General features: G+C 72.3%; 21 protein-coding genes and 1 tRNA gene. 12 read left to right on the top strand and 10 right to left on the bottom strand.

Annotated features, from left to right (window positions below):
* The first annotated feature begins 78 nt into the window (after positions 1-78).
* The 5 genes from ACIQU4_RS16410 (at position 79) to ACIQU4_RS16390 (ending at position 3,352) form a co-directional block, all read left to right on the top strand.
* Positions 79-152 (top strand) — tRNA-Ile (locus tag ACIQU4_RS16410).
* A 266-nt stretch (positions 153-418) separates the two neighbouring features.
* A complete protein-coding gene (locus ACIQU4_RS16405) occupies positions 419-1,012 on the top strand; it encodes a hypothetical protein (RefSeq protein ID WP_403730443.1) in 594 nt (197 codons plus the stop codon).
* Positions 1,013-1,324: 312 nt separating this feature from the next.
* Positions 1,325-2,158 (top strand): class II glutamine amidotransferase, encoded by an 834-nt coding sequence (locus tag ACIQU4_RS16400; RefSeq protein WP_403730441.1) that lies wholly within the window; start codon positions 1,325-1,327, stop codon positions 2,156-2,158.
* A gap of 44 nt (positions 2,159-2,202) precedes the next feature.
* On the top strand, positions 2,203-2,613 hold the full coding sequence (locus tag ACIQU4_RS16395; RefSeq protein WP_403730439.1) for an SHOCT domain-containing protein: 411 nt from the start codon (positions 2,203-2,205) through the stop codon (positions 2,611-2,613).
* Positions 2,614-2,695: 82 nt separating this feature from the next.
* Positions 2,696-3,352, top strand: a complete 657-nt coding sequence (locus ACIQU4_RS16390; RefSeq protein ID WP_403730436.1) for a GAP family protein — start codon at positions 2,696-2,698, stop codon at positions 3,350-3,352.
* Here the strand turns inward: ACIQU4_RS16390 and ACIQU4_RS16385 are convergent.
* The 3 genes from ACIQU4_RS16385 to ACIQU4_RS16375 all read right to left on the bottom strand — a co-directional run bounded on the left by ACIQU4_RS16385 (position 3,334) and on the right by ACIQU4_RS16375 (position 7,501).
* On the bottom strand, positions 3,334-4,362 hold the full coding sequence (locus ACIQU4_RS16385) for a hypothetical protein (protein WP_403730433.1): 1,029 nt from the start codon (positions 4,360-4,362) through the stop codon (positions 3,334-3,336). The genes ACIQU4_RS16390 and ACIQU4_RS16385 overlap by 19 nt on opposite strands.
* A 164-nt stretch (positions 4,363-4,526) precedes the next feature.
* Positions 4,527-6,143: an MFS transporter gene (locus ACIQU4_RS16380; RefSeq protein WP_403730431.1), complete on the bottom strand. Its 1,617-nt coding sequence runs from the start codon at positions 6,141-6,143 to the stop codon at positions 4,527-4,529.
* A 191-nt stretch (positions 6,144-6,334) separates the two neighbouring features.
* Positions 6,335-7,501 carry a glutamate--cysteine ligase gene (locus ACIQU4_RS16375; RefSeq protein WP_403730428.1) on the bottom strand — a complete coding sequence of 389 codons (1,167 nt, stop codon included), beginning with the start codon at positions 7,499-7,501 and terminating at the stop codon, positions 6,335-6,337.
* A 238-nt stretch (positions 7,502-7,739) separates the two neighbouring features.
* Between ACIQU4_RS16375 and ACIQU4_RS16370 the strand changes: the two genes are divergently transcribed.
* The gene (locus tag ACIQU4_RS16370) at positions 7,740-9,014 is read left to right on the top strand and encodes an MFS transporter (RefSeq protein WP_403730426.1); all 1,275 of its coding nucleotides are present in this window, start codon (positions 7,740-7,742) and stop codon (positions 9,012-9,014) included.
* A 41-nt stretch (positions 9,015-9,055) separates the two neighbouring features.
* Here ACIQU4_RS16370 and ACIQU4_RS16365 read toward each other — a convergent pair whose 3' ends face one another.
* The 3 genes from ACIQU4_RS16365 to ACIQU4_RS16355 are packed head-to-tail and all read right to left on the bottom strand — an operon-like array spanning position 9,056 to position 11,757.
* Positions 9,056-9,700, bottom strand: coding sequence for a hypothetical protein (locus tag ACIQU4_RS16365; RefSeq protein ID WP_403730424.1), 645 nt, complete (start codon positions 9,698-9,700; stop codon positions 9,056-9,058).
* A 45-nt stretch (positions 9,701-9,745) separates the two neighbouring features.
* Positions 9,746-11,089 carry a carboxyl transferase domain-containing protein gene (locus tag ACIQU4_RS16360; RefSeq protein WP_403730421.1) on the bottom strand — a complete coding sequence of 448 codons (1,344 nt, stop codon included), beginning with the start codon at positions 11,087-11,089 and terminating at the stop codon, positions 9,746-9,748.
* A 20-nt stretch (positions 11,090-11,109) separates the two neighbouring features.
* Positions 11,110-11,757 carry a LysE family transporter gene (locus ACIQU4_RS16355; RefSeq protein ID WP_403730418.1) on the bottom strand — a complete coding sequence of 216 codons (648 nt, stop codon included), beginning with the start codon at positions 11,755-11,757 and terminating at the stop codon, positions 11,110-11,112.
* Between the two features lie 70 nt (positions 11,758-11,827).
* Between ACIQU4_RS16355 and ACIQU4_RS16350 the strand changes: the two genes are divergently transcribed.
* Positions 11,828-12,265 carry an Lrp/AsnC family transcriptional regulator gene (locus ACIQU4_RS16350; RefSeq protein WP_403730415.1) on the top strand — a complete coding sequence of 146 codons (438 nt, stop codon included), beginning with the start codon at positions 11,828-11,830 and terminating at the stop codon, positions 12,263-12,265.
* Here ACIQU4_RS16350 and ACIQU4_RS16345 read toward each other — a convergent pair.
* The gene (locus tag ACIQU4_RS16345) at positions 12,262-13,833 is read right to left on the bottom strand and encodes a GAF domain-containing protein (RefSeq protein WP_403730412.1); all 1,572 of its coding nucleotides are present in this window, start codon (positions 13,831-13,833) and stop codon (positions 12,262-12,264) included. The two genes, ACIQU4_RS16350 and ACIQU4_RS16345, sit on opposite strands and share 4 nt — an antisense overlap.
* Entirely contained in the window at positions 13,830-14,867 is a 1,038-nt protein-coding gene (locus ACIQU4_RS16340; protein ID WP_403730409.1) for a rod shape-determining protein, read from the bottom strand. Before ACIQU4_RS16340 ends, ACIQU4_RS16345 begins: the two co-directional genes overlap by 4 nt.
* 218 nt (positions 14,868-15,085) lie before the next feature.
* Between ACIQU4_RS16340 and ACIQU4_RS16335 the strand changes: the two genes are divergently transcribed.
* Positions 15,086-15,772: an esterase/lipase family protein gene (locus tag ACIQU4_RS16335; RefSeq protein ID WP_403730407.1), complete on the top strand. Its 687-nt coding sequence runs from the start codon at positions 15,086-15,088 to the stop codon at positions 15,770-15,772.
* Positions 15,773-15,795: 23 nt separating this feature from the next.
* On the opposite strand, the gene ACIQU4_RS16330 is transcribed toward ACIQU4_RS16335, so the two are convergent.
* Positions 15,796-16,377, bottom strand: coding sequence for a hypothetical protein (locus ACIQU4_RS16330; protein WP_403730405.1), 582 nt, complete (start codon positions 16,375-16,377; stop codon positions 15,796-15,798).
* A 78-nt stretch (positions 16,378-16,455) separates the two neighbouring features.
* Here ACIQU4_RS16330 and ACIQU4_RS16325 point away from each other — a divergent pair, with 78 nt between their 5' ends.
* On the top strand, positions 16,456-17,187 hold the full coding sequence (locus ACIQU4_RS16325; protein ID WP_403730403.1) for a hypothetical protein: 732 nt from the start codon (positions 16,456-16,458) through the stop codon (positions 17,185-17,187).
* Between the two features lie 12 nt (positions 17,188-17,199).
* On the opposite strand, the gene ACIQU4_RS16320 is transcribed toward ACIQU4_RS16325, so the two are convergent.
* Positions 17,200-17,622 (bottom strand): MarR family winged helix-turn-helix transcriptional regulator, encoded by a 423-nt coding sequence (locus tag ACIQU4_RS16320; protein ID WP_403730400.1) that lies wholly within the window; start codon positions 17,620-17,622, stop codon positions 17,200-17,202.
* A 99-nt stretch (positions 17,623-17,721) separates the two neighbouring features.
* On the opposite strand from ACIQU4_RS16320, the gene ACIQU4_RS16315 reads away from it, so the two are divergent.
* The 3 genes from ACIQU4_RS16315 to ACIQU4_RS16305 all read left to right on the top strand — a co-directional run bounded on the left by ACIQU4_RS16315 (position 17,722) and on the right by ACIQU4_RS16305 (position 20,159).
* The gene (locus ACIQU4_RS16315; RefSeq protein ID WP_398905459.1) at positions 17,722-18,741 is read left to right on the top strand and encodes an NADP-dependent oxidoreductase; all 1,020 of its coding nucleotides are present in this window, start codon (positions 17,722-17,724) and stop codon (positions 18,739-18,741) included.
* 64 nt (positions 18,742-18,805) lie between these two features.
* Positions 18,806-19,228, top strand: coding sequence for an organic hydroperoxide resistance protein (locus tag ACIQU4_RS16310; RefSeq protein ID WP_053688438.1), 423 nt, complete (start codon positions 18,806-18,808; stop codon positions 19,226-19,228).
* Positions 19,229-19,313: 85 nt separating this feature from the next.
* A complete protein-coding gene (locus ACIQU4_RS16305) occupies positions 19,314-20,159 on the top strand; it encodes an EI24 domain-containing protein (protein ID WP_403730397.1) in 846 nt (281 codons plus the stop codon).
* Positions 20,160-20,267: the final 108 nt, after the last annotated feature.

The raw sequence follows: 20,267 nt of genomic DNA, 5'->3' as shown, positions 1-20,267 counted from the left end.
GGCATCCGAGGCAGGAGATCGTATGAGCGGCTATGCTGCGGCAGACGGCGCGCACACATGTACGCGCCACGCCGTGAAGGGGCGGTAGCTCAGCCGGTTAGAGCAGCGGACTCATAATCCGTCGGCCGTGGGTTCGAGTCCCACCCGCCCCACTGCGCACCAGATGTGCAGAAACGATCTGGCCAGCGTCTTTGCTGGCGGCGTGAGTCGCTACGGTGATCTTGGCGGCCCTTTGGGGCCGCCTTTCGCGTTCCAGGGGACGCCCAGGGGACGCAGGCGCGGCACACGCGGCCGAAGGGTCGCGCGAAGACGACGCCCGCGGCCCAACCCGCTTCCCTCCCGCCCGTACGGGGTACCCCCAGGGGTACGGCCCACGGGGGTGGTCGTGCAGCAGCAGCGGGAGGGGGCGGGGCTCGTGATGGCTGAAGCGACCAGGCTCGGCGGGGCGGCGGTGGTCCTGGTGGGGATCCCTGCGGCGATGTACTACGTCGGGTGGGCCATGTGGGAGGGGAGCCCCGGCCCGTGGGCGGCCCTGCTGTTCATCGTCATCGGCGCCACCCACTGGGTGCTCTTCCTGTTCCTGGTCAAGGAAGCCGCTTCCTTCGCACTGGTGCTGATGGTCCTGAACATCTCGTGGATCTTGCTGTTCATCCTGCGCTCCGGCATGAGCGAGGACCAGCGGATGCACGATCAGGGCGTGACCGAACAGGCTGTGGTGACGGGGTGGATCCGTACGTCCGACCCCATGGGCGGCGTCTACGACCAGGTCACGGCAATCGGCCTGAAGCTCCCGGGCGGCGGCACGCCCCGCCTCGAACTCAAGGGCGCCCACGCGCCGGCCATCGGCACGACGGTCCAGGTCACCCGGGACCCGCAGGGCGACGTGCCGATCCGCCTGGGCCCCCGCCCCGGCGCCCCCGACGGCCTCCTCGCCACGATCACCCTCGTCGTGGTCCTGGGCGCCAGCCTCACCCTGAGCGCCGGAGCCGCGGCCGTCGTCAAGGACTGGTAGGCACTGCTGTCACGAACCGCCCTCTGACCACACCGCAGGCGAAGAAACGTTCCGGCTTGCGGCTTTGGCGTTTCCAGGAACGGCCGGGAGCGGCCGGGAGCGGCCGGTGTCCGGTGCGCCGAGTCCCCGGTCCCGCACGCGTGGCGATCACCACGGGGAGGGCGGATCATGGGACTGCCGGTAGGCAGGTCCGGTCGGCGTCACCCACGGCTCGGCCGGGGAACGGCCCAGGAAACGAGGCGAGCACCTGCCTCCGCCAGACGCGCGAGCAAGTCCCGGACCGCGCTGGAGAACGAGAACAGGTGATCACTCATGTGCCGATGGCTCGCGTACTCGGGAACGCCTCTTCTGCTCGACACGATCCTGTACAAGCCCGCGCACTCGCTGATCGACCAGAGCCTGCACTCCAAACTGGGTGTGGAGACGACGAACGGCGACGGCTTCGGCGTCGGGTGGTACACGGAGGACGGCGGTACTCCGGGGGTGCTGCGGGACGTGGGACCCGCCTGGAACAACCGCAACCTGAGGGAAATCGCGGATCACGTCCGCTCCCCCCTGTTCTTCGCCCACATCCGGGCGTCGACCGGAACGGCGGTGCAGCAGACGAACTGCCACCCCTTCCGGCACGGCCGCTGGCTGTGGATGCACAACGGGTCCATCGCCGACTTCCACCTCATACGGCGTGAACTCGCCCTGCTCGTCGACCCCGCGCTGTTCAACGACATCGAGGGAACGACGGACTCCGAGATGATGTTCTACCTCGCGGTCACCTTCGGCCTGGACCAGGACCCGCCCGGCGCCGTCGCGCGGATGGCGGGAGTCGTGGAACGCATCGGCCGGGAGCACGGGGTCGAGTTCCCGCTCCAGATGACGGTCGCCGTGACCGACGGCGAAAGCGTCTGGGCCTTCCGCTACTCCAGCAAGACCGAGTCCCGGTCGCTGTTCTACAGCAGCCGTGTGGACACCCTGCGCAAACTGCACCCCGATATGGCGTTCTTGCAGGAGGTGTCCGACGAGACCCGCCTCATCGTGTCCGAACCCCTCGGCGACTTGCCCGGCGCCTGGAACGAGGTGCCCGAGAGCAGTTACGGCGTCGTACAGCCGGGAGCGGACGAGATGTTCCCCTTCGCCCCACAAGCGGCCTGACGCCACGACCGACGCCTGTGCCCGCAGTCGATAGGAGACCGGCCATGAAGGAGTCGTTGTTCAACCTGGCAGTGGACTACCCGCTGCTGAACATGTTCTGGACCATGATGCTGATCTTCATCTGGGTGCTCTGGTTCATGCTGCTCTTCCGGATCATCGGCGACATCTTCCGCGACGACGACTTGAGCGGTTGGGCGAAGACGGGATGGATGATCTTCGTCATCATCGTGCCCTTCCTGGGAGTGTTCGTGTACGTGATCGCGCGGGGGCGCGGGATGGGCGAACGCGAGCTGCGGCGGGCCCAGCGCAACGAGGAGGAGTTCCGCTCCTACGTACAGAGCGCCGCAGGCCCGAGTCAGTCGGAGGAACTGGCCAAGCTCGCCGATCTCAGGGACCGGGGCGACATCTCGGCTGCCGAGTTCGAGCAGGCCAAGGCCAAGGTCCTGGCGGGATGAGCGGGAGCGGCGGAGTGGGCGTACGGCAGTTCCGCCGGCCGCGCCGGCTCCGCCTCTCGCAGTGGTTCGAAGGTACGTCGCCATGGTGCTCGACCTGTTGATCATCGGTCTGGCCATCACGCTCTACCCGCTGCCGCCCGCGGCGTTCGTGCTGGTCGTCTCGGCCCCCCGCGGGGTGTGGAAGGGGCTGGCGTTCATTCTCGCCTGGCTCGCCTGCCTCATCGCCGTGATCGCCGCCGTACTGCTCCTCACCGACGGGCAGCCGCCCCCGCCGCGCTCCCCGCCGTCCACCGCCGTACTCGCGGTGAAACTGGTCCTCGGGCTGGGACTGATCGTGTACAGCGAGCGAAAGCGCCGTCAACGGCGCGACCCGAAGAGGCCGAAGACGGCCAAGGCGTCCAAGACGTCCAGAATGGACGATGTCACCGTATGGTCCGCGGCCTCGCTCGCCGTGCTCCTCCAGCCCTGGGGCATGGTCGGTCTCGCCGCCACCACCGTGGTGGAGGCAGACCTGTCCCACAGCGCGTCGTTCCTGGCGCTGCTCGCCTTCTGCCTCCTGGCCACGTCCTGCCTGCTGGCCATGGAGCTGTACATGGTGTTCGCACCGCGGAAGGCACATCTCGCGCTGACGAACCTGCGGACATGGCTGGAACTGCACAAGGAACCGGCGATCGTCGTCACGTGCCTCGTCCTCGGCCTGTGGATCGTGAGCAGGAGCCTCTACGAACTCACCTCCTGAGTCCGCGTAGGCCGGTCGGGCGGGAGACCGGGAACGTCAGGGCAGGCGGTGGCCGGGTCGTCGTGGACGAGCGCGCAGACCATCTGCGCGCCGCGCCGGTGATCGGGGTACGCCGTGAGCAGCTCGGCCTTGAACTCGTTCCCCTGGCGGGTGATCTCGGCGGTCGCTCCGGCCGTCGCGCGGCCGAAGTTGTCGCCCGTCTTCGAGCGGGCGGATGCGGCGGTGTCCTTGTTCAGGACCCGGTTGTGAGCGACGCGGCCGGCGCAGTCGGCGGATTTGACGCCGGTGGAATCGACGTCGGGGTAGCAGCCGGTGGCGAGTTCCGCGGGGATGCGCTCGCGTGCCTCCCGGGTCCAGTCGGCATCCTTCATGGCGCTGTAGCGGCGTATGTCGAGGAACGGGGCGAGGTCCGTACGCGCCAGGCCCGGCGGGTTGTCGAGGCCGATCGGGCCGGGGGCGGGCCGGTCGCTCCAGTTGGAGTGCGAGTAGAAGTCCTCGATCTGGTGCCAGCCGCGGCCGAGCTGTTCGAGCACGGCGCATTTGGCCCGCCCGGGCTTCCCGTCCCATGCGCAGGGGGAGGACAGGTAGCTCTGGTCGGCGCGCACCTTGCCGTCGGCGTGCACGAGGCCGTCCGCGGCCCGGACCGCGCCCCGGAAGCGGGTGACGGAGGTGCGGATGCAGGCGAGGAGCCCGGTGGTGGCCTCGTCCCGGGTGCGGGGGTAGTCGGGGGCGTAGCGGGGGCCGAGGCAGTCGGCGTTGTCGCAGTGCAGGGGGCCGACGTCGAAGTAGGGGCGGTGGTCGTTGGCGTTGATCGCCCCGTCGCGGGCGTCGGCCATCGCCGTCAGCGTGATCGGTTCCCAGGGCAGTGCGGCCCGGGTGATGTCCTCGTGGTTGTCACCGGTGAAGGCATGGGCGGCGCCGCTCGGCACGGCGGTGAGGGCGGCCGCCACGAGGGCCACGACGGCTACGGGGGCGGTCCGGGGCGGGCCGGGCAGCAGGCGGTGGGACATACGGGGCTCCAGGCGTACGGGGGCTCGGAGGCCGGGGCCCGACAGGCACCGATCGTGGTGATCGCCCCGGTCCCGGCGGCCGTGCTTCCATGCTGCGCGCCCGGCCCGGCCCCCGCATGCGCGCCGCCCCCGCATGCGCGCCGCCGCACGCGGGCAGCCGGCGGCTACGGCTCCGGCGAGCGCGGCTGGGCCGACGGGATCCGCTGGGTGAAGAACAGGGCGATGAGCGCGGCCAGGGCCAGGATGGCCAGTGCCGCGCGCAGGCCGTCGAGCCTGGCCTCCGCGTTCGCGTCCAGTGCCGCCTGGGACACCTCCGCGTTCACGCCGGCTTCGTCGAGGGCGGTCTTGAGCTGGGCGTCGGACAGGAACGGCGCGCCGCTCTGGAGCTGGACGGTCGCCTGGCTCGTGACGCTGTCCGGGACCGCCGGATTCGCCCCGACGCTGGTCAGGAAGGAAGACGTGAGCGCGGCGATCATGATCGATCCGGCGAGGGCCGTACCGATCGAGGCGCCGAGGTTGGTGACGGCGTTCTGTACGCCGCCGACTTCCGCGCTCTGCGCCTGCGGCACCGCGGACACGGTGACCGACCCGAGCTGCGACGCCAGCGCGCCCATGCCGAGCCCGATCAGCAGGAGGGGGACGGTGACGATTTCCGCGCCGGCGTCCGCGTCGAGCGCGGCCATCAGGACCACCGCCCCCGCGAGCAGCGCGAGGATTCCGAGCCGCACCACGCGCCGGGGCGAGACGTCGGGGAGGAAGCGCGGGATCAGGGTGGCGGCCGCCAGCAGGCTCACCGAGAGCGGCAGGAGGCGGACACCGGTCGCCAGTGCCGACAGGCCCAGGGCGACGGACAGGTAGAGCGGGACGACGAAGAACACGCCCATCTGCACGAGGTACTGGAAGAAGAACATCGTCAGGCCACCGGTGAGCTGCTTGTTCTGCAGCATGCCGGGATCGACGAGCGGATCCCGGCTGCGCCCGACGACCTTGGCCTCCCAGCGGAGGAAGAGCCAGAGCAGCGCCAGGCCCGCCAGCATCAGCCACGTCGTCAGGGACACCCCGAGCCACGAGGGCGCGTCGGGCTTCGGCTGGAACCAGCCCCATTCGTCGGATCGGAGCACGCCGTAGACGAAGATCCCCAGCCCGAGCGCGGAGAGGACGGCGCCGGTGAAGTCGATGCTCCGGCGCTCCCCGGGCGGGGCGTCCGCGACGCGGCGCGCGAGCAGGAGGATGCCGAGCACCACCACGACCTCTCCGGCGAAGACCCACCGCCAGGAGAAGTACGTCGTCGCGATGCCGCCGATGAGCGGCCCGACCGCGATCGCGATCGCCCCTGCCGCGACGACGAGTCCGTAGGCGGCGGGGCGGCGTTCGACGGAGAAGTTGCCGGCGACGAGCGCGACGATCGCGGGCAGGATGAGTGAGGCCCCGATTCCCTCCAGGAACGCCCAGCCCAGCAGCAGCACGGTGAGGTTCGGTGCGAGCGCCGTGGTGAGGGAGCCGGCCCCGTAGATGCAGCAGCCGATCATGAACGCGCGTCTGCGGCCGATCAGCGCCCCGACCTTGCCGCCCGGGATCATGAACATCGCCATCACGAGGGTGTAGGCCGTGATCGCACCCTGGATGCCCGTCACGGTCGTACCCACGTCCTCGGCCACCGTGGCGATGGACACGTTCATGACGGAGCTGTCGAGCGCCATCAGGAATTGACCGGACGCGAGCGTCACCAGGACGACTCGCGACTTCGCCGAACTCTCGGCCGTGCCTGCCCGGGATGACATGGACGCATGCTTCCAGCCGCCCGTGGGCCCCGTGGACCGACCCGCCGCGCAGTCAGCCGGATGGGGGCGAGGCCCGGGACGGCACCGTACCCGGGCCGGCGGCCGCCCCACCGGTCCTCCTGCGAGCCGCAGGCGCAGAAGCGACCGCACCTGCGGCGTCGGCCAATGCGCGGGAGGATCCCGGCTGCCGGCTAGAAGTTCTCCGTCTCGTCCGCCAAGTGGCGCAGTACGTCGTTCAGGTCCTGGCGGCGGGCGAAAGCCGCGCGTTGGCGGTGGGCGCCCGAGCCGTCGCGCAAGAGGCCTCCCAGGGTCTTGGCCGCGTGGTCGAGATCGCCCGACGCCGCGAGTTCCGGGGCGACCAGGTCCAGCAGGGCCTCGGCCAGGTCCGCCGCCGGGATTTCCGCTCCCGTGTACGGGTCGAGGCCGAAGCCCTCCAGTCCGTCGTGGGCCCCCCGCCAGCGCGCGAGGTGCAGTACGTCCTCCCGCAGCGCCGGTTCGGGACGCTGCTCCGCGATGTCCCGCAGGACCGTGGCCACCAGGGCGCGGACCAGCTCGGCCTGGAGGATCGCCGTGTCGAGGTCCGGGGACATGTCGGGCGCCCGGATTTCGAGCGTCGGCCAGTGCCCGGACGGGCGCAGGTCCCAATAGACCATCTTCGTGTCCAGGGCCGCCCCCGAGCTGAGCAGGGTCTGCACCGAGCGGCGGAAGTGGGCCGTGGACGTGAAGTGCGGGGGCAGCCCGGCCGAGGGCCAGCCCGACCAGGCCATCGCCCGCCAGCTGGCGTGACCCGTGTCACGGCCGCCCCAGAACGGCGAGTTGGCGGCCAGCGCGATCAGCGTGGGCAGCCATGGTCTGACCCGGTTCGACACCGCGACCGCGGTGTCCACGTCGAGGGTGCCGATGTGGATGTGCCGGCCGCAGCTGACCAGGGTCTCGGTCAGCGAGCCGAAGCGGCGGTGCTGCTCGCGCTGGCGCGGCTCGTCGTCGGTCAGGTGCAGCGGCCCCTCCACGGCCACGACCGGCGAGGGCGCGGCCAGCAGCCGGCAGCCGTGGGCGCGGGCCGCCCGGGCGAGGGTGCGCCGCAGCGCGGCGAGCTCCGCGCGCAGCACGGGTGCCGAATCGGCGACGGGGGTGGAGATCTCCACCTGGTAGCGGGTGCCCTCGGGGTGCACTTCGTGGGGCAGGCCCGCGGCGGTGGCCAGGACGAGCGGGGCGGCCGGAACCACCCGGAAGGTACGGGCGTCGACGAGGAGGAACTCCTCCTCGACACCTACGGTCAGCGGGGCCGTGAGAGGGGTGGCGTGGACTCCGTTGTCCGCGCTGCCGGTGCTCGTGGTGCTGTTGCCAGGTTCGATCACTACGCCTCCCTGGACATACGAGTCGTTTCATCATGAGCTGAACGGCAGGGGAGGAGCGCACGTCGATTCAGTCAAATGTCGGGTGATAGTGGCGAGTTACCGGCAAGCACCGGCCCGGTCTGAGGCCGCGGATCCGGGTGGGGCGACTGGTGCGGGTGCGTGAACGGGCCGGGATGCGGAAGGGCTCCCGGCCCATTAATGCCTGGGGCCGCCGAACGCCCGCTGGTTATCATCCGCTGTGACCGGTACGAGCACCCCCACGCCCACCCCCGCCCGACGCCCGACGCGCATATTCGCGGACCTGACCCCGCTGCGCACGTCCCCGGACTACCGGCGGCTGTGGGTCGGCAGCACCATCTCCTGGATGGGCCAGGCGATGACCGCCCTCGCGATCTCGCTCCAGGTCTACGACATCACCCGCTCCAGCTTCTCGGTCGGGCTCGTCGGACTCTTCTCCCTCGTCCCGCTCGTCGTCTTCGGCCTCTACGGCGGGGCCATCGCCGACACCGTCGACCGGCGCAAGCTCGGTCTGTACAGCTCCCTCGGCCTGACGGCCCTGTCGATCGCGCTGGCCGGCGCCGCACTCCTCGGCTACCACCGGGTCTGGCTGCTGTACACGGTCGTCGCGCTCCAGGCGGTCTGCGGCGCCCTCAACGGACCCGCCCGCTCCGCGATGATCCCGCGGCTGCTGCCGACCGAGCAGCTGCCCGCCGCCAACGCGCTGAACTCGGTGACGATGACCTCCGGGACGATGATCGGCCCGGTGCTCGGCGGGCTCATCGTCGGCTGGTGGGGCTACCAGGCCGCGTACCTGATCGACGCCGTCACCTTCTGCGCCGCGCTCTACGCGGTGTGGCGGCTGCCCGCGATGCTGCCCGAGCGGGAGGGCGGCAAGCGGGGGCGGGCCTCCGTACTGGACGGACTGCGCTTCCTCGGCACCCGGCCGAACATCCGGATGACCTTCTTCTCCGACATGGCCGCCATGGTGCTGGCCCAGCCGAAGGCGCTGTTCCCGGCCATCGCCGTGCTCTGGTACGGCGGCGACGCCAAGACCGTCGGCCTGCTGGTGGCCGCGCCCGCCGTCGGGGCGCTGCTGGGCGGGCTGTTCTCCGGCTGGCAGGGCCGGATCCGCCGGCACGGGCTGGCGATCCTGATCTCCGTGGCCGCCTGGGGGCTGGCCATCGCCGTCTTCGGGCTCACCCGCAACCTGTGGCTCGGGCTGTTCTTCCTGGCCCTGGCGGGCTGGGCCGACACCATCTCCATGGTGTTCCGCTCCACGATGATGCAGGCCGCGACCCCGGACGAGATGCGCGGGCGCCTGCAGGGCGTGTTCATCGTGGTCGTCGCGGGCGGGCCCCGGCTCGGGGACTTCCTCGCCGGGACCACCGCCGACCTGACCTCCCCGGCCGTGGCGATCACGGGCGGCGGGCTCGGGTGCGTACTGGTGCTGCTCCTGCTGGCCCTGCGCTGGCGCGGGTTCGCCCGGTACGACGCGAGGTCGCCGCAGGCGTGACGCGGGGCGCCCGCGACACCCGGCGGCGTCCGGGGCGGGCGTCAGGCCGGTTCCAGGAGTACGGCCGGAAGGGTGCCGGTGACGATCTCCTCCCGGGGCAGCGAGAGGCCGAAGTGGCGCTCCAGCACGCCGAGGGCGGTGCGGTGGACCTCCCTGTCGTCCGCGTCGTCGCCGGCGCCCTCGTCCGCCGGGAGGCCCGCGGCGGTGAGCTCGGTCTGTACGCGCGAGGCCGTCTCGGGGTCGCCGTCGACTCCGGCATAGCCCCAAGAGCCGTCCAGGTGCAGGTTGAAGGCGCTGAGCAGGACCTCGTCGCGGGTGTACGCGAACTGCGGCGGGACCGGCTTGCCGTTCTCCTCCTCGAACTCCAGGTGACAGATGTCCACGCCACCACGGGAGAGCGGCGGGCCGTCGCCGAACTCGCCCATCCAGCCCCCGTACGCGACCGTGTACGACCAGTCGCCGCAGCGGCCGTAGCGCAGGCCGATGTCCTCGTAGTCGGCCAGGAGGGCGAGGAGGCCGGCTCCGGTGAGGTCGCCCACCGGTACGGCGGTGTGCTCGGGCCCGTGCACGGTCTGCGTGAGCCGCCCGACGAGCTCCTCCGGGGTGAGCCCGCGCGCCATGACCACGCTGTAGCCGCCGAAGGCGATCGACCGGGGTTCCGCCAGCCAGGTTATTCCGTCTGCCATGACGGACATCCTGGCCGATGCCTCTGACAACGCCGGGCGGTCGGGTCAGGCGGGGCCGACCACGCCGCGCGCGACGCCCAGGGCGACCAGGTCCTGCGGGCGGATGCGGAGTTGGTCCGCCGTCGACGGGGCCTCGGAGGCGGGGCGCTTGAGGATGGCCGCCGCCAGTTCGGGGGCGATCACCGAGAAGTAGCTGTCCGGGGTGACCCAGGTGTTCCCCGGCGCGGCCAGCGCGAGGGCTCCGCCCGAACCCCCCTCACCGATCAGGAGGGTGGTCACCGGGACCGCGGCCGCCGCGACCGCCGCGAAGGTGTCCGCGATGGCGGCTCCGGCACCGGCGTGTTCCGCGGCGGCGTCGTTGGCCGCGCCGGGGGTGTCCACCAGGGTGAGTACGGGGATCCCGAGGCGGTCCGCGAGGCGGATCACGCGGGCCGCCGTACGGTATCCGGCCGGGCGGGTGGCGGTGCCGCACTGGGCGGCGTACGCGACGGCCCGCCCCTCCCGCAGCCCGAATCCGCACAGCATCCCGGGATCCGTGCCGCCCGCCCGGTCCCCGGAGAGGGGCAGGCGGAGCGCGAAGTACGCGTCCAGGTACGCCTCGGCGCGCGGCCGGTCGGGGTGGCGGGCCTGCCGTACGGCGTCCCAGCCGGTCGGCGGGGGCGGTACGTCAGCCAGCGCGGCCGGGGGCTCGACGGGTTCGGGGGAGCGGGGCGCGGCCAGGACGCGCAGCCAGTCGGCGAGGGCTGCGGGCAGCTCGGCGGGCGGGACGACGGAGTCCACGTGCCCGGCGGCGTACTGGCCCTCGGCGGTGTACGCCGCCGGGTCCGCGTCCGCCGGCCGTACCCGGGAGCCCGCGAAGCCGACCTGCGCACCCGGCAGCGCGAGCACGACGTCGGCCCCGGCGCCGAGCGTGGCCCAGCCGCCGCCGGTGGTGGGATCGCGGAGCACGGCGATCTGCGGGAGCCCGGCGGCCCGGGTCGAGGCGGACTGGCGGGCGACGCGCTGGAGTTGGGTCAGCGCGAGCATGCCTTCCTGCATGCGGGAGCCGCCGGTGGCGATCAGGGAGACGAGGGGGAGGCGGTGTTCGCGAGCGTACGTGTACGCGGCTTCGAGCCGGTCTCCGGTGCGCTCGCCGAGGGAACCGCCGAGGAAGCCGAACTCGAAGGAGATCAGGGCGGCTTGGCGGCCGCCGATGAGGGCGGTTCCGGTGACGACGGACTCCTGTTCGCCGGTCCGTGCGGTGGCACGGGCGCGGGAGTCGTCGTAGCCGGCCCAGGTGAGGGGGCCGTCCGGGGCGGACTCCCGGTGCGGGGCGGGGAGTTCGGCGAAGCTGCCGGGGTCGGTCACGGAGGCGATGGCCGCGCGGGCCGAGAGGCGGGTCGTCGTCACGGGATCACCCTATGGGCCCTCTAGGGCAACGGAAAGGCGAGTTCGAGGGCGTAGGCGGCGACCAGACCGTGGCCGAGGCGGAAGGTCCAGGCGCGGACGGCGGGGGAGATCCGGCGGCCGGCCGCGGCGCCGAGGGCGACGAGGGTCTGCTGCCAGAGGAGGGATGCGGCGGCGACGCCGCCCAGGAAGGCGGCGGCGGTGGCGGGAGCGGTGAGGGTGGCGGCCTGGGCGGTGGTGAGGGCGGCGAAGTAGAGGGCGGTGGTGGGGTTCACGGCGGTGAGTGCGACGTACCGCGCATATGCCTTGGCCGACCCGGGCCCACCCTCGGCTACCGCGGGAGGTGCTGCCGGCGCCTCGAACGCCGGAGGGGCCGGAAGTGCGCGGCTGCGGTGGAGGGCGTGGGCGGCCATCGACAGGAGGACCGCCGCCGACAGGAGGCGGATCCAGGCCTCGATCGGGGCGACGTGGGAGGCCACCCAGGGGCCGAGTGCGGTGGCCAGGGCCGCGTAGGCGAGGTCCACCGTCGCGATGCCCGCCGCCGCGGCCATCGCCGTGCGGCGGTGCCGCATCGCCTCTTGGAGCAGCAGCACGCTCATCGCGCCCATCGGCATCGCCACGCCCAGGCCCGCGACCGCCCCCGACAACGCGGGAGAGAGGAATCCGTTCATGGCGACGAGGGTGGGCGCAAGGGCATCGGGTGCTGCGGCGCTTATCGGCCCCGACTGCGAGAATCGCGGTATGGACCGCCTCGACAGGGAAATCCTCGGCATCCTGCAGCAGGATGCGCGGATCTCGTACCGCGACCTCGGCGTCCGCGTCGGGCTCAGTGCCAACGCCACCGCCGACCGGGTGCGCCGGATGCGGCGGGACGGGGTGATCCGCGGGTTCACCGTCATCGTGGATCCGGCCGCCGACACCCGCGGCGGACTGGTGGTCTTCATCGATCTGAGCCTGCGCCAGGACACCACCAACGAGGAGTTCGAGGAGCGGGTCGTCACGCTTCCCGGGATCACCGAGGTCGTGCACGTGACGGGGGAGTACGACTACCTCGTACGGGCCCGGGCCGCCGATCCCGCCGCGCTCGACGCGCTGCTGCGCCGCCTCAAGCGCGAGGCCGGCGTGGCACAGTCCAGTACGCGGATCGCCCTCAAGGGAGCGCACGGCCCGACGGCTTAGAGCGCCGACTCCCAGTTCAGCGTCGTACCCCGGGTTCCCGACTCCGTGCGGCCGTCGTCGGTGACCGTCAGGCGGACGCGGGTCGGGGTCGCGTCCACCTCGACCTCGATCGACGTTGCCTGCGAGCGGCGGTGGGCCGCGGCCAGGGCGCCGCGCAGGGCGGAGAGGAGTTCGCCCGCCACCGGCTCCGGGAGCAGGGCGTCCACCGCGCCCGTGAAGTGGACCGATGGCTGGAAGCCCAGCAGGACCGCCGCCCCGCCCGTCTCCCGCAGGACCCGGCCGCGGAACGTCGTCGGCGCGTCGCTCGGCGGCTGCTGGAGCGCGAAGATGGCGGTGCGGACCTCCTGGATGGTGGAGTCGAGCTCGTCCACCGCCCGGCCGAGTTCGTCGCCGACCGTGTCCCCGGCCGGCGCGGACGCCGACCGCTTCTTCGTGCTCTCCAGCATCATCTCCGTCGCGAACAGCCGCTGGACCACCAGATCGTGCAGGTCCCGTGCGATCCGGTCGCGGTCCTCGTATATCGCCAGCTGCTCGCGGTCGTGCTGCGCGTCCGCCAGTACGAGGGCCAGCGCGGCCTGGGAGGCGAACTGCGAGGCCAGCAGCCGGTCCACGGCGTCGTACGGGCGCCCGCCGCGGGCGCGCGGCAGGGCCAGGGTGCCGATCAGCTGGCCGCCGCTCTGGAGCGGCAGCATCATGCTCGGGCCGAACCGTTCCCGCACGTGCGTGGTCATCCGGGGGTCCGTCGCCGAGTCCTCTATGAAGACCGGTTCGCCGCCCAGGAGTTGTACCAGGACAGGTGAGCCGGGGGCGATCGCCGTCCCGACCAGGTCCCCGGGGTCCCCGTGCGTGGAGGCGGCCACGATCTCCATGCCGCCCTCCGGGGTCGGCTGGAGGACCACCCCGGCCGCCGCGTCCGCGAGCAGCCGGGCCCGTTCGGCCACGCACATCAGCGCGTCGGCGGCCGGGCGGCCGGCCAGCAGGGTCGTGGTGACCGCGGCGGCACCCTCGATCCAGCGCTCGCGGCGGCGCGCCGTCTCGTACAGCCGGGCGTTGCCGATCGCTATGCCCGCCTGGGAGGCCAGGACCCGGACCAGTACGAGGTCCTCGTCCGTGAACGGTCCGCCGCCCCGCTTCTCGGTGAGGTGGAGGTTGCCGAAGACCTCCGTGTGGACCCGGATGGGGACGCCCAGGAAGCTGCGCATGGGGGGATGGCCCGGCGGGAACCCCGACGCGCGCGGATCCTCCGACAGGTCCTCCAGCATCAGCGGGCGCGGGTCGGTGATCAGCGCTCCGAACAGGCCCGTACGCCCGTCGGGCAGCCGGGGGATCGCGGCGCGCTCCGCCTCGCTGAGCCCGGCCGTGTACAGCTCGGTCAGCCGGAGGCGCTCGGGGTCGATGACCCCGAGCGCTCCGTACCGGGCCGCGCACAGCTCGGTCGCCGAGTCCACGATGTGCTGGAGGGTGGCCTGCAGCTCCAGTTCGGAGCCGACGCTGAGCGCCGCCTCCAGGAGTACGGGCAGACTGGCCCGTTCCGCGGGATCGGCCGGCTCGGGCGCCGCGTTCGTCATCCGGCCAGCGGGTTGAGGACCATCGGGGCGATCTTCCCTTCGAGCATCATGCCGAGACCGAGCACGGCGCACACGTCCGGCCGTTCCGCGATGGCGACGGGCATGCCGGTGGCGTCGCGCAGCATCTGGTCCAGGCCGGGCAGCAGGGCGCTGCCTCCCACCATCATGATCCCCCGGTCCGTCAGGTCGGCGACCAGGTCCGGCGGGCAGTCCCGGAGCACCTTGCCGATGCCGTCGAGGACGGCGGTCAGCGGGGTGTGGATGGCGTCCCGGACGGCGGCGGTGTCCACGTGGACGGAGCGGGCCAGTCCGGTGGCCACGTCGCGGCCGTGGATGAGGGTGGAGGCGGGGCCCCCGCCGGTGATGCCGTTGCCGTGCAGGGCCACCTGGAGCGGCCGGACGGCCTGGCTGGGCAGCATCAGCTCGTGCGCGTGGCGCAGGTGCTGGACGACGGCGTGGTCGATGGCCTCGCCGCCGACCGGGATCCGCTGGGCGGTGACGATCGAGCCGAGGGAGAGGACGGCGACCTGCGTGGCGGCGGCGCCGCACACCATGATCATCGTCGCGGTCGGCTGCTCCACGGGCAGGCCGCAGCCGACGGCCGCCGCGATCAGGGTGTCGACGAGTTCGACGCGCCGCGCGCCGAGCCCGACCATCGTCTCGACAGCGGCACGCTGCGCGAGCGGGTCGGCGTCGTGCGGGGTGCAGGCGGCGGCCCGCAGCCGGGGCTTGCGGCGCAGGGCGCGGCGCAGCTTCTCGCCGAGCAGGTGGCGCAGCATCCGCTGGGCCATCTCGATGTCGACGACGGTCCCGCCGGAGACGGGGCGTACGACGCGGATGTAGTCGGGCGTGCGGCCCGTCATCCGTTCGGCGAAGGACCCGACCGCGATGAGCGCGCCGGTGCGGGTGTTGACGGCGGCGCAGCTGGGCTCGTCGACCACCAGGCCGGCGCCCTTGACGTACACGCGGGTCCTGGCTGCTCCCAGGTCGACGGCGACATGGCAGCGGCGCAACTGCTCAAGACTGACGGTCACGGCAGATCCTCCCGAGACGCTGGCGCAAGAGACCGGCGGCTGCCGGTTGCATTTCATATCTTCTCGGGTGAAAGGGGCATACCGCCCGCTGGGCTGCTCCGGCCGGGTGTGTCGCACGGGGCGAGAGGTGCTGCACGGGGGTGGATTTCTGTACCGACAGGCAGCACGATGCCGCCACTGACCGCGCTACTCGCGCGTAACAAGGTAAAGGGGACCCCATGCTGACGCCCCGCCAGAGATTGCTCGCGCTCCTGACGCTCTGCCCGGCGCTCCTCGTGCCTTTCCCGGCCCAGGCCGCCACCCCTGTGCAGCCGCACAACCCGGTCGTCTTCATCCACGGCTACAACGCGGATCCGGGCGTCTGGGGCGGCCTGCGCGAGGACCTGCGGGCCGCCGGGTACACGGATTCGGAGCTCTTCTCGTGGGGTTACGACACGCATCGGTCCGTCAACGAGGTCGTGGCCGGGCAGCTCGGCGCGTACGTCGACCAGGTCCGCCGGCAGACCGGCGCCGCCAGGGTCGACATCGTGGCGCACTCGCTCGGCTCGCTCGTCGGCCGCTGGTACGTGAAGTTCGGCGGCGGCACGGCCACCGTGGACCACTGGGTCTCGCTGGCCGGCCCCAACCACGGCACCTCCACCGCGTGGGCCTGCGCCCTGTGGGACCAGGCCTGCCGGGACATGACCCCCGGTTCGTACGTCGTGAAGAACCTGAACGCGGGGGACGAGACCCCGGGCGCGGTGAAGTACGCGACGTTCTGGTCGAACTGCGACGAGGTCGTCAATCCGGACGACAGCGTCCCGCTCACCGGGGCGACGAACACGCCGGTCGGGTGCCTCAAGCACAACGACCTGCTGGGGGACGACGCCACCTCGGCGGGGGTCCGGGCCTTCCTCGCTTCGTAGAGCCGCCCCTCGGGGTCGGCCCTCTAAACCTCGACCCCGTCGACCGCGACGCGCTGGAGCAGGCCGTACGTGAACTCCGCCACGCAGGGCCGCCCCTGCACGCTGAACGCGAGGCGCCACCGGGTCGGCGCGGTCCCCTCCAGCGGGCGCACCGGGGCGAAGGCCCGCGCCACCTCGTCCACCGTGGCCGACCAGGGCTTCAGGTCCTGCGGCGTCTCCAGTACGGGCCCCCGCGCACCCGGGGCCCGGACCAGCCACTCGTTCCACACCGCCCCGTCCGGCGCGGCCAGCACCTCGAAGCGCAGGTCCGGCCAGAGCGGCACCGGCCACAGCAGGGCCTCGCACTCCAGATCACCGATGGCGCGGGCGGCCGTGGACTCCGGGGGCCCGAGCACCGAGCGGTAGCGGGCCAGCGCACCGCGCGAGCGGGGCGAGCGGACCATCGCCTGCCAGCGCTTGTTCGCCTCCCGCTGCTCGGCGAGCGAGGCGCCGAGACGCCGCCGCGCCTCCTCGGCGAGGTCCGGCCGGAAGTCCGCCATCCGACGCAGCAGCACCAGCTGGAAGGCGGCCGGACCGAAGGGTCCCGAGGGCGCGGACGGAGTCATGGAGGCCACGATTCCACACAGGACCTTTACGAACCCGCGATACGGATGTTGCGGGGAACCACGTAGCGTGCGGACGTCATGGACTACTGCCACGCGTGCCGCAGGCACCTGAACGGCGCCCTGGCGTGCGCCGGCTGCGGAACCCCGGTCGAGTACCTGCCGCCCGCCGCGCCCGGGGTGTCCGCCGTGCCCGCCGCCCCCTACGGCTCCGTACCGTCCGAGGCGGGCGCCCCGCCCGCGGACCCGTTCGCGGACTCGCTCGTCGTGCTGTCCGGTGCGGACCGGGGCGGCCGGGCCGGGTCGCGGCGCCGTGCCACGCACCGCAGGCGCCGCCGGACCATGCTGACGCTCGGGCTGGGCCTGGCGCTCGCGGTCGGGGGTACGGTCGCGCTGGCCCGGATCGTCACCGAGGGGCAGAAGACCGACCGGGCCGCACAGGTGGAGCTCACCGACGGGAACGGCCCGCAGGATCCGGGTCCGCTGCCGAGCGGCAACGGGACTCCGGCCGCGCCCACGGCGCTGAAGCCGGTGAAGGCGTCAGGGTCCGCGAAGGCCACCGCGGGCGGTACGCAGCCTGCCGGGCCCGGGGCGTCCGCCGAGGGGTCCGCGCAGCCGGGTCCGACGGCGTCGGCCTCCGCATCGCAGAAGCCGGGGCCGACCAAAGGGGCCACCGGGTCGGGGCCGTCCGTAAAGCCGAGTCAGTCGGGGAAGCCCTCGCCGAGCGCCTCCGGCTCGGCGCAGCCGCCGCCGTCGCCGAGCCCCAGCCCCACGCCGACCAAGACCGGCTGCTGGTTCATCTTCTTCTGCTGAGCGGCCGGGCGCTCAGCCCAGCATCCGCTTGAGCAGGTCCCGCAGGACCGCCCGCTCGGCCGCGGACAGTCCGGCCAGCGGTTCGCGCGCGAAGTCCAGCGACTCGCGCAGCCGGTCCGCGGTCTGCAGGCCCTCCTGCGTCGGGGCGGCCAGCTTCACCCGGCGGTCCGCCGGGTCCGGCCTGCGCTCGACCAGGCCGCGGGACTCCAGCCGGTCCACGATGCCCGTGATGTTCGAGGGCTCGCACTTGAGCTGCTGCGCTATCCGGCGCATCGGCATCGGCTCCAGGGACAGCAGGTTCAGCACCCGCGCCTGGGCGCCGGTGAGCTGGTGGCTGGCTGCCGCGTGCTCGTACTCCTCGTGGTAGCGGGCCACGACGGAGCCGATGAGCTCGACAACCTCAAGGGTCAGGGGATCTGCGCGACGACTGGGCATGGATCCAGAGTACCCATTTACTTGACAACATGAAATATCCAGGCGCATGGTTGTTTCACCTACTGAAGTATTCGTCGATTCCTCGATTCGGGAGCGCACATGTCTGAGATCCCTGCCGTCAGCCGCGAGTGGCACCTCGTCCGCCGTCCGCAGGGCTGGCCCGTCGCCGAGGACTTCGCCCTGCGCGAGGTCGAGGTGGCGGCCCCGGCCCCGGGCCGGATCCTGGTGCGCAACCTGCACATGTCCGTGGACCCGTACATGCGCGGCCGGATGAACGACGTGAAGTCCTACGTCCCGCCGTTCCAGCTGGACAAGCCGATGGACGGCGGCGCGGTCGGCGAGGTCGTGGCCTCCGCCGCCGAGGGCTTCGAGGTCGGCGACCACGTGCTGCACGGCCTGGGCTGGCGCGAGTACGCCGACGTGCCCGCGCAGCACGCCACCAAGGTCGACGCCTCCCTGGCCCCGCTCTCCGCCTACCTCGGCGTGCTCGGCATGCCGGGCCTGACCGCCTACGCCGGCCTCTTCGAGGTGGCCTCCTTCAAGGAGGGCGACTCCGTCTTCGTCTCCGGCGCGGCGGGTGCGGTCGGCAGCCTCGTCGGCCAGTTCGCGAAGATCAAGGGCGCCGCTCGGGTCATCGGCTCGGCCGGCTCGGACGAGAAGGTGACGCTCCTCACGGAGAAGTACGGCTTCGACGCCGCCTTCAACTACAAGAACGGCCCCGTCGGCGAGCAGCTGAAGGAGGCCGCCCCCGAGGGCATCGACGTCTACTTCGACAACGTCGGCGGGGACCACCTGGAGGCCGCCATCTCCTCCCTGAACGTGCACGGCCGCGCCACCCTGTGCGGGGCGATCGCCCAGTACAACGCCACCGAGCCGACCCCCGGCCCGCGCAACCTGGCCCTCGTCATCGGCAAGCGGCTGCGCCTGCAGGGCGTGCTCGTCGGCGACCACGCCGGGCTCCAGCCGCAGTTCGTCCAGGACGTCGCCGGCTGGCTGCGCTCCGGTGAGCTCGTGGCCGACGAGACCGTCGTCGAGGGCGTGGAGAACGCGACCGAGGCCTTCCTCGGCATGCTGCGCGGTGACAACACCGGAAAGATGATCGTTTCTTTCACCGGCTAGGCTCACCCCACGCCGTCGTGATCGTGGGCGCGAGTCACGGCGATTACCAGGAGGATCTCTTCGCATGTCCATCCAGCAGTCCGACGTCCTGTACACCGCCGTCGCCACCGCCGAGAACGGCCGTGACGGCCGCGTCGCGACCACCGACGGCCAGCTCGACGTCGTCGTGAACCCGCCGAAGGAGATGGGCGGCAGCGGCGCCGGCACCAACCCGGAGCAGCTGTTCGCCGCCGGCTACAGCGCCTGCTTCCAGGGCGCGCTCGGCGTCGTCGCCCGCAACGAGAACGCGGACATCTCCGGTTCTACCGTCACCGCCGAGGTCGGCATCGGCAAGAACGACGACGGCTTCGGCCTGATCGTCAAGATCTCCGCCTCGATCCCGAACGTGGACGCGGCCACCGCCAAGGACCTCATCGAGAAGGCCCACCAGGTCTGCCCGTACTCCAAGGCGACCCGCGGCAACATCACGGTCGAGCTCGCCGTCTGATCCGGCTCGCGCTCGCCGAAGGCCGCACCCCGATTCCCGGGGTGCGGCCTTCGCCGTCCACCGACCCCCGTTCTAAGCTGGTCCCATGCGTGATCTTGCGGGGGGATTCGGCTATCTGCTGGCCGGACAGAGATGGGTGCTGCGACACGGCCGCTGGCTGGGCTTCGGCCTGCTGCCGGGGCTGGTCTCGCTCGTGCTGTACGCCGGCGCGCTGATCGGGCTCGGCTACGGCGCCGACGACCTGACCGCCTGGGCCACGCCCTTCGCCGACGACTGGTCGACGCCGTGGCTCGGGCTGTTCCGGGGCTTCCTCACCGCCCTGGTCTTCTGCCTCGGCCTGTTCCTCGCGGTGATCACCTTCACCGCCGTGACCCTGCTGATCGGCCAGCCGTTCTACGAGTCCCTCTCGGAGGAGGTCGACCGCAGCGAGGGCGGCGACGCCCCCGAGTCCGGACTGCCGCTGTGGCGGGAGCTGTGGATCTCGGCCCGGGACAGTGTGAAGGTCCTGGCCCGGGTGGCGCTGTACGGGATCCTGCTCTTCGCGCTCGGATTCATCCCGGTGGTCGGGCAGACCGTGATCCCGGCGATCGGGTTCTGCGTGTCCGGGTTCTTCGTCGCCGAGGAGCTCACCGCCGTCGCGCTCGCGCGGCGCGGAGTGGAGCTGGGCGACCGGCTCGCCCTGCTGCGGACGCGGCGGATGCTGGTGCTCGGTTTCGGCGTCCCGCTGGTGCTGGCCTTCCTGGTGCCGCTGGTGGCGGTGTTCCTGATGCCGGGTGCCGTGGCCGGGGCGACCCTGATGGTCCGGGACCTGACCCGGGAGGACGAGGCTCCGGAGGCCGGGGCTCCGGAGCTCGGAGCGGATGCCGGTGCGGGCGCGGGCGCGAAGGCTCCGGCCGGGGGTTTCGGACCGCCGCCGCCCACGTACTCGTAGACCGGCCGGCCTGCCGGCCCCCCCACACGTCGTTCCTTGTCACAGGTGTGGGCCAGGCGGCTCCGCAACTATCGTGGCGGCCCGTTCGTCCTCCATCCTGGAGGGACG

It is taken from the genome of Streptomyces sp. NPDC090741 (genome assembly GCF_044769045.1).
Lineage (GTDB): Bacteria > Actinomycetota > Actinomycetes > Streptomycetales > Streptomycetaceae > Streptomyces.
Note: the sequence above shows the minus strand (reverse complement) of the source record. Positions and strands in the feature narration are given on the sequence as shown.

Bases quoted from the DNA above. Each gene is read 5' to 3' on its own strand.
- ACIQU4_RS16405 (WP_403730443.1), top strand. From the start codon at position 419: ATGGCTGAAGCGACCAGGCTCGGCGGGGCGGCGGTGGTCCTGGTGGGG.
- ACIQU4_RS16400 (WP_403730441.1), top strand. From the start codon at position 1,325: ATGTGCCGATGGCTCGCGTACTCGGGAACGCCTCTTCTGCTCGACACG.
- ACIQU4_RS16395 (WP_403730439.1), top strand. From the start codon at position 2,203: ATGAAGGAGTCGTTGTTCAACCTGGCAGTGGACTACCCGCTGCTGAAC.
- ACIQU4_RS16390 (WP_403730436.1), top strand. From the start codon at position 2,696: ATGGTGCTCGACCTGTTGATCATCGGTCTGGCCATCACGCTCTACCCG.
- ACIQU4_RS16385 (WP_403730433.1), bottom strand. From the start codon at position 4,362: ATGTCCCACCGCCTGCTGCCCGGCCCGCCCCGGACCGCCCCCGTAGCC.
- ACIQU4_RS16380 (WP_403730431.1), bottom strand. From the start codon at position 6,143: ATGTCATCCCGGGCAGGCACGGCCGAGAGTTCGGCGAAGTCGCGAGTC.
- ACIQU4_RS16365 (WP_403730424.1), bottom strand. From the start codon at position 9,700: ATGGCAGACGGAATAACCTGGCTGGCGGAACCCCGGTCGATCGCCTTC.
- ACIQU4_RS16355 (WP_403730418.1), bottom strand. From the start codon at position 11,757: ATGAACGGATTCCTCTCTCCCGCGTTGTCGGGGGCGGTCGCGGGCCTG.
- ACIQU4_RS16350 (WP_403730415.1), top strand. From the start codon at position 11,828: ATGGACCGCCTCGACAGGGAAATCCTCGGCATCCTGCAGCAGGATGCG.
- ACIQU4_RS16345 (WP_403730412.1), bottom strand. From the start codon at position 13,833: ATGACGAACGCGGCGCCCGAGCCGGCCGATCCCGCGGAACGGGCCAGT.
- ACIQU4_RS16335 (WP_403730407.1), top strand. From the start codon at position 15,086: ATGCTGACGCCCCGCCAGAGATTGCTCGCGCTCCTGACGCTCTGCCCG.
- ACIQU4_RS16330 (WP_403730405.1), bottom strand. From the start codon at position 16,377: ATGACTCCGTCCGCGCCCTCGGGACCCTTCGGTCCGGCCGCCTTCCAG.
- ACIQU4_RS16325 (WP_403730403.1), top strand. From the start codon at position 16,456: ATGGACTACTGCCACGCGTGCCGCAGGCACCTGAACGGCGCCCTGGCG.
- ACIQU4_RS16320 (WP_403730400.1), bottom strand. From the start codon at position 17,622: ATGCCCAGTCGTCGCGCAGATCCCCTGACCCTTGAGGTTGTCGAGCTC.
- ACIQU4_RS16315 (WP_398905459.1), top strand. From the start codon at position 17,722: ATGTCTGAGATCCCTGCCGTCAGCCGCGAGTGGCACCTCGTCCGCCGT.
- ACIQU4_RS16310 (WP_053688438.1), top strand. From the start codon at position 18,806: ATGTCCATCCAGCAGTCCGACGTCCTGTACACCGCCGTCGCCACCGCC.
- ACIQU4_RS16305 (WP_403730397.1), top strand. From the start codon at position 19,314: ATGCGTGATCTTGCGGGGGGATTCGGCTATCTGCTGGCCGGACAGAGA.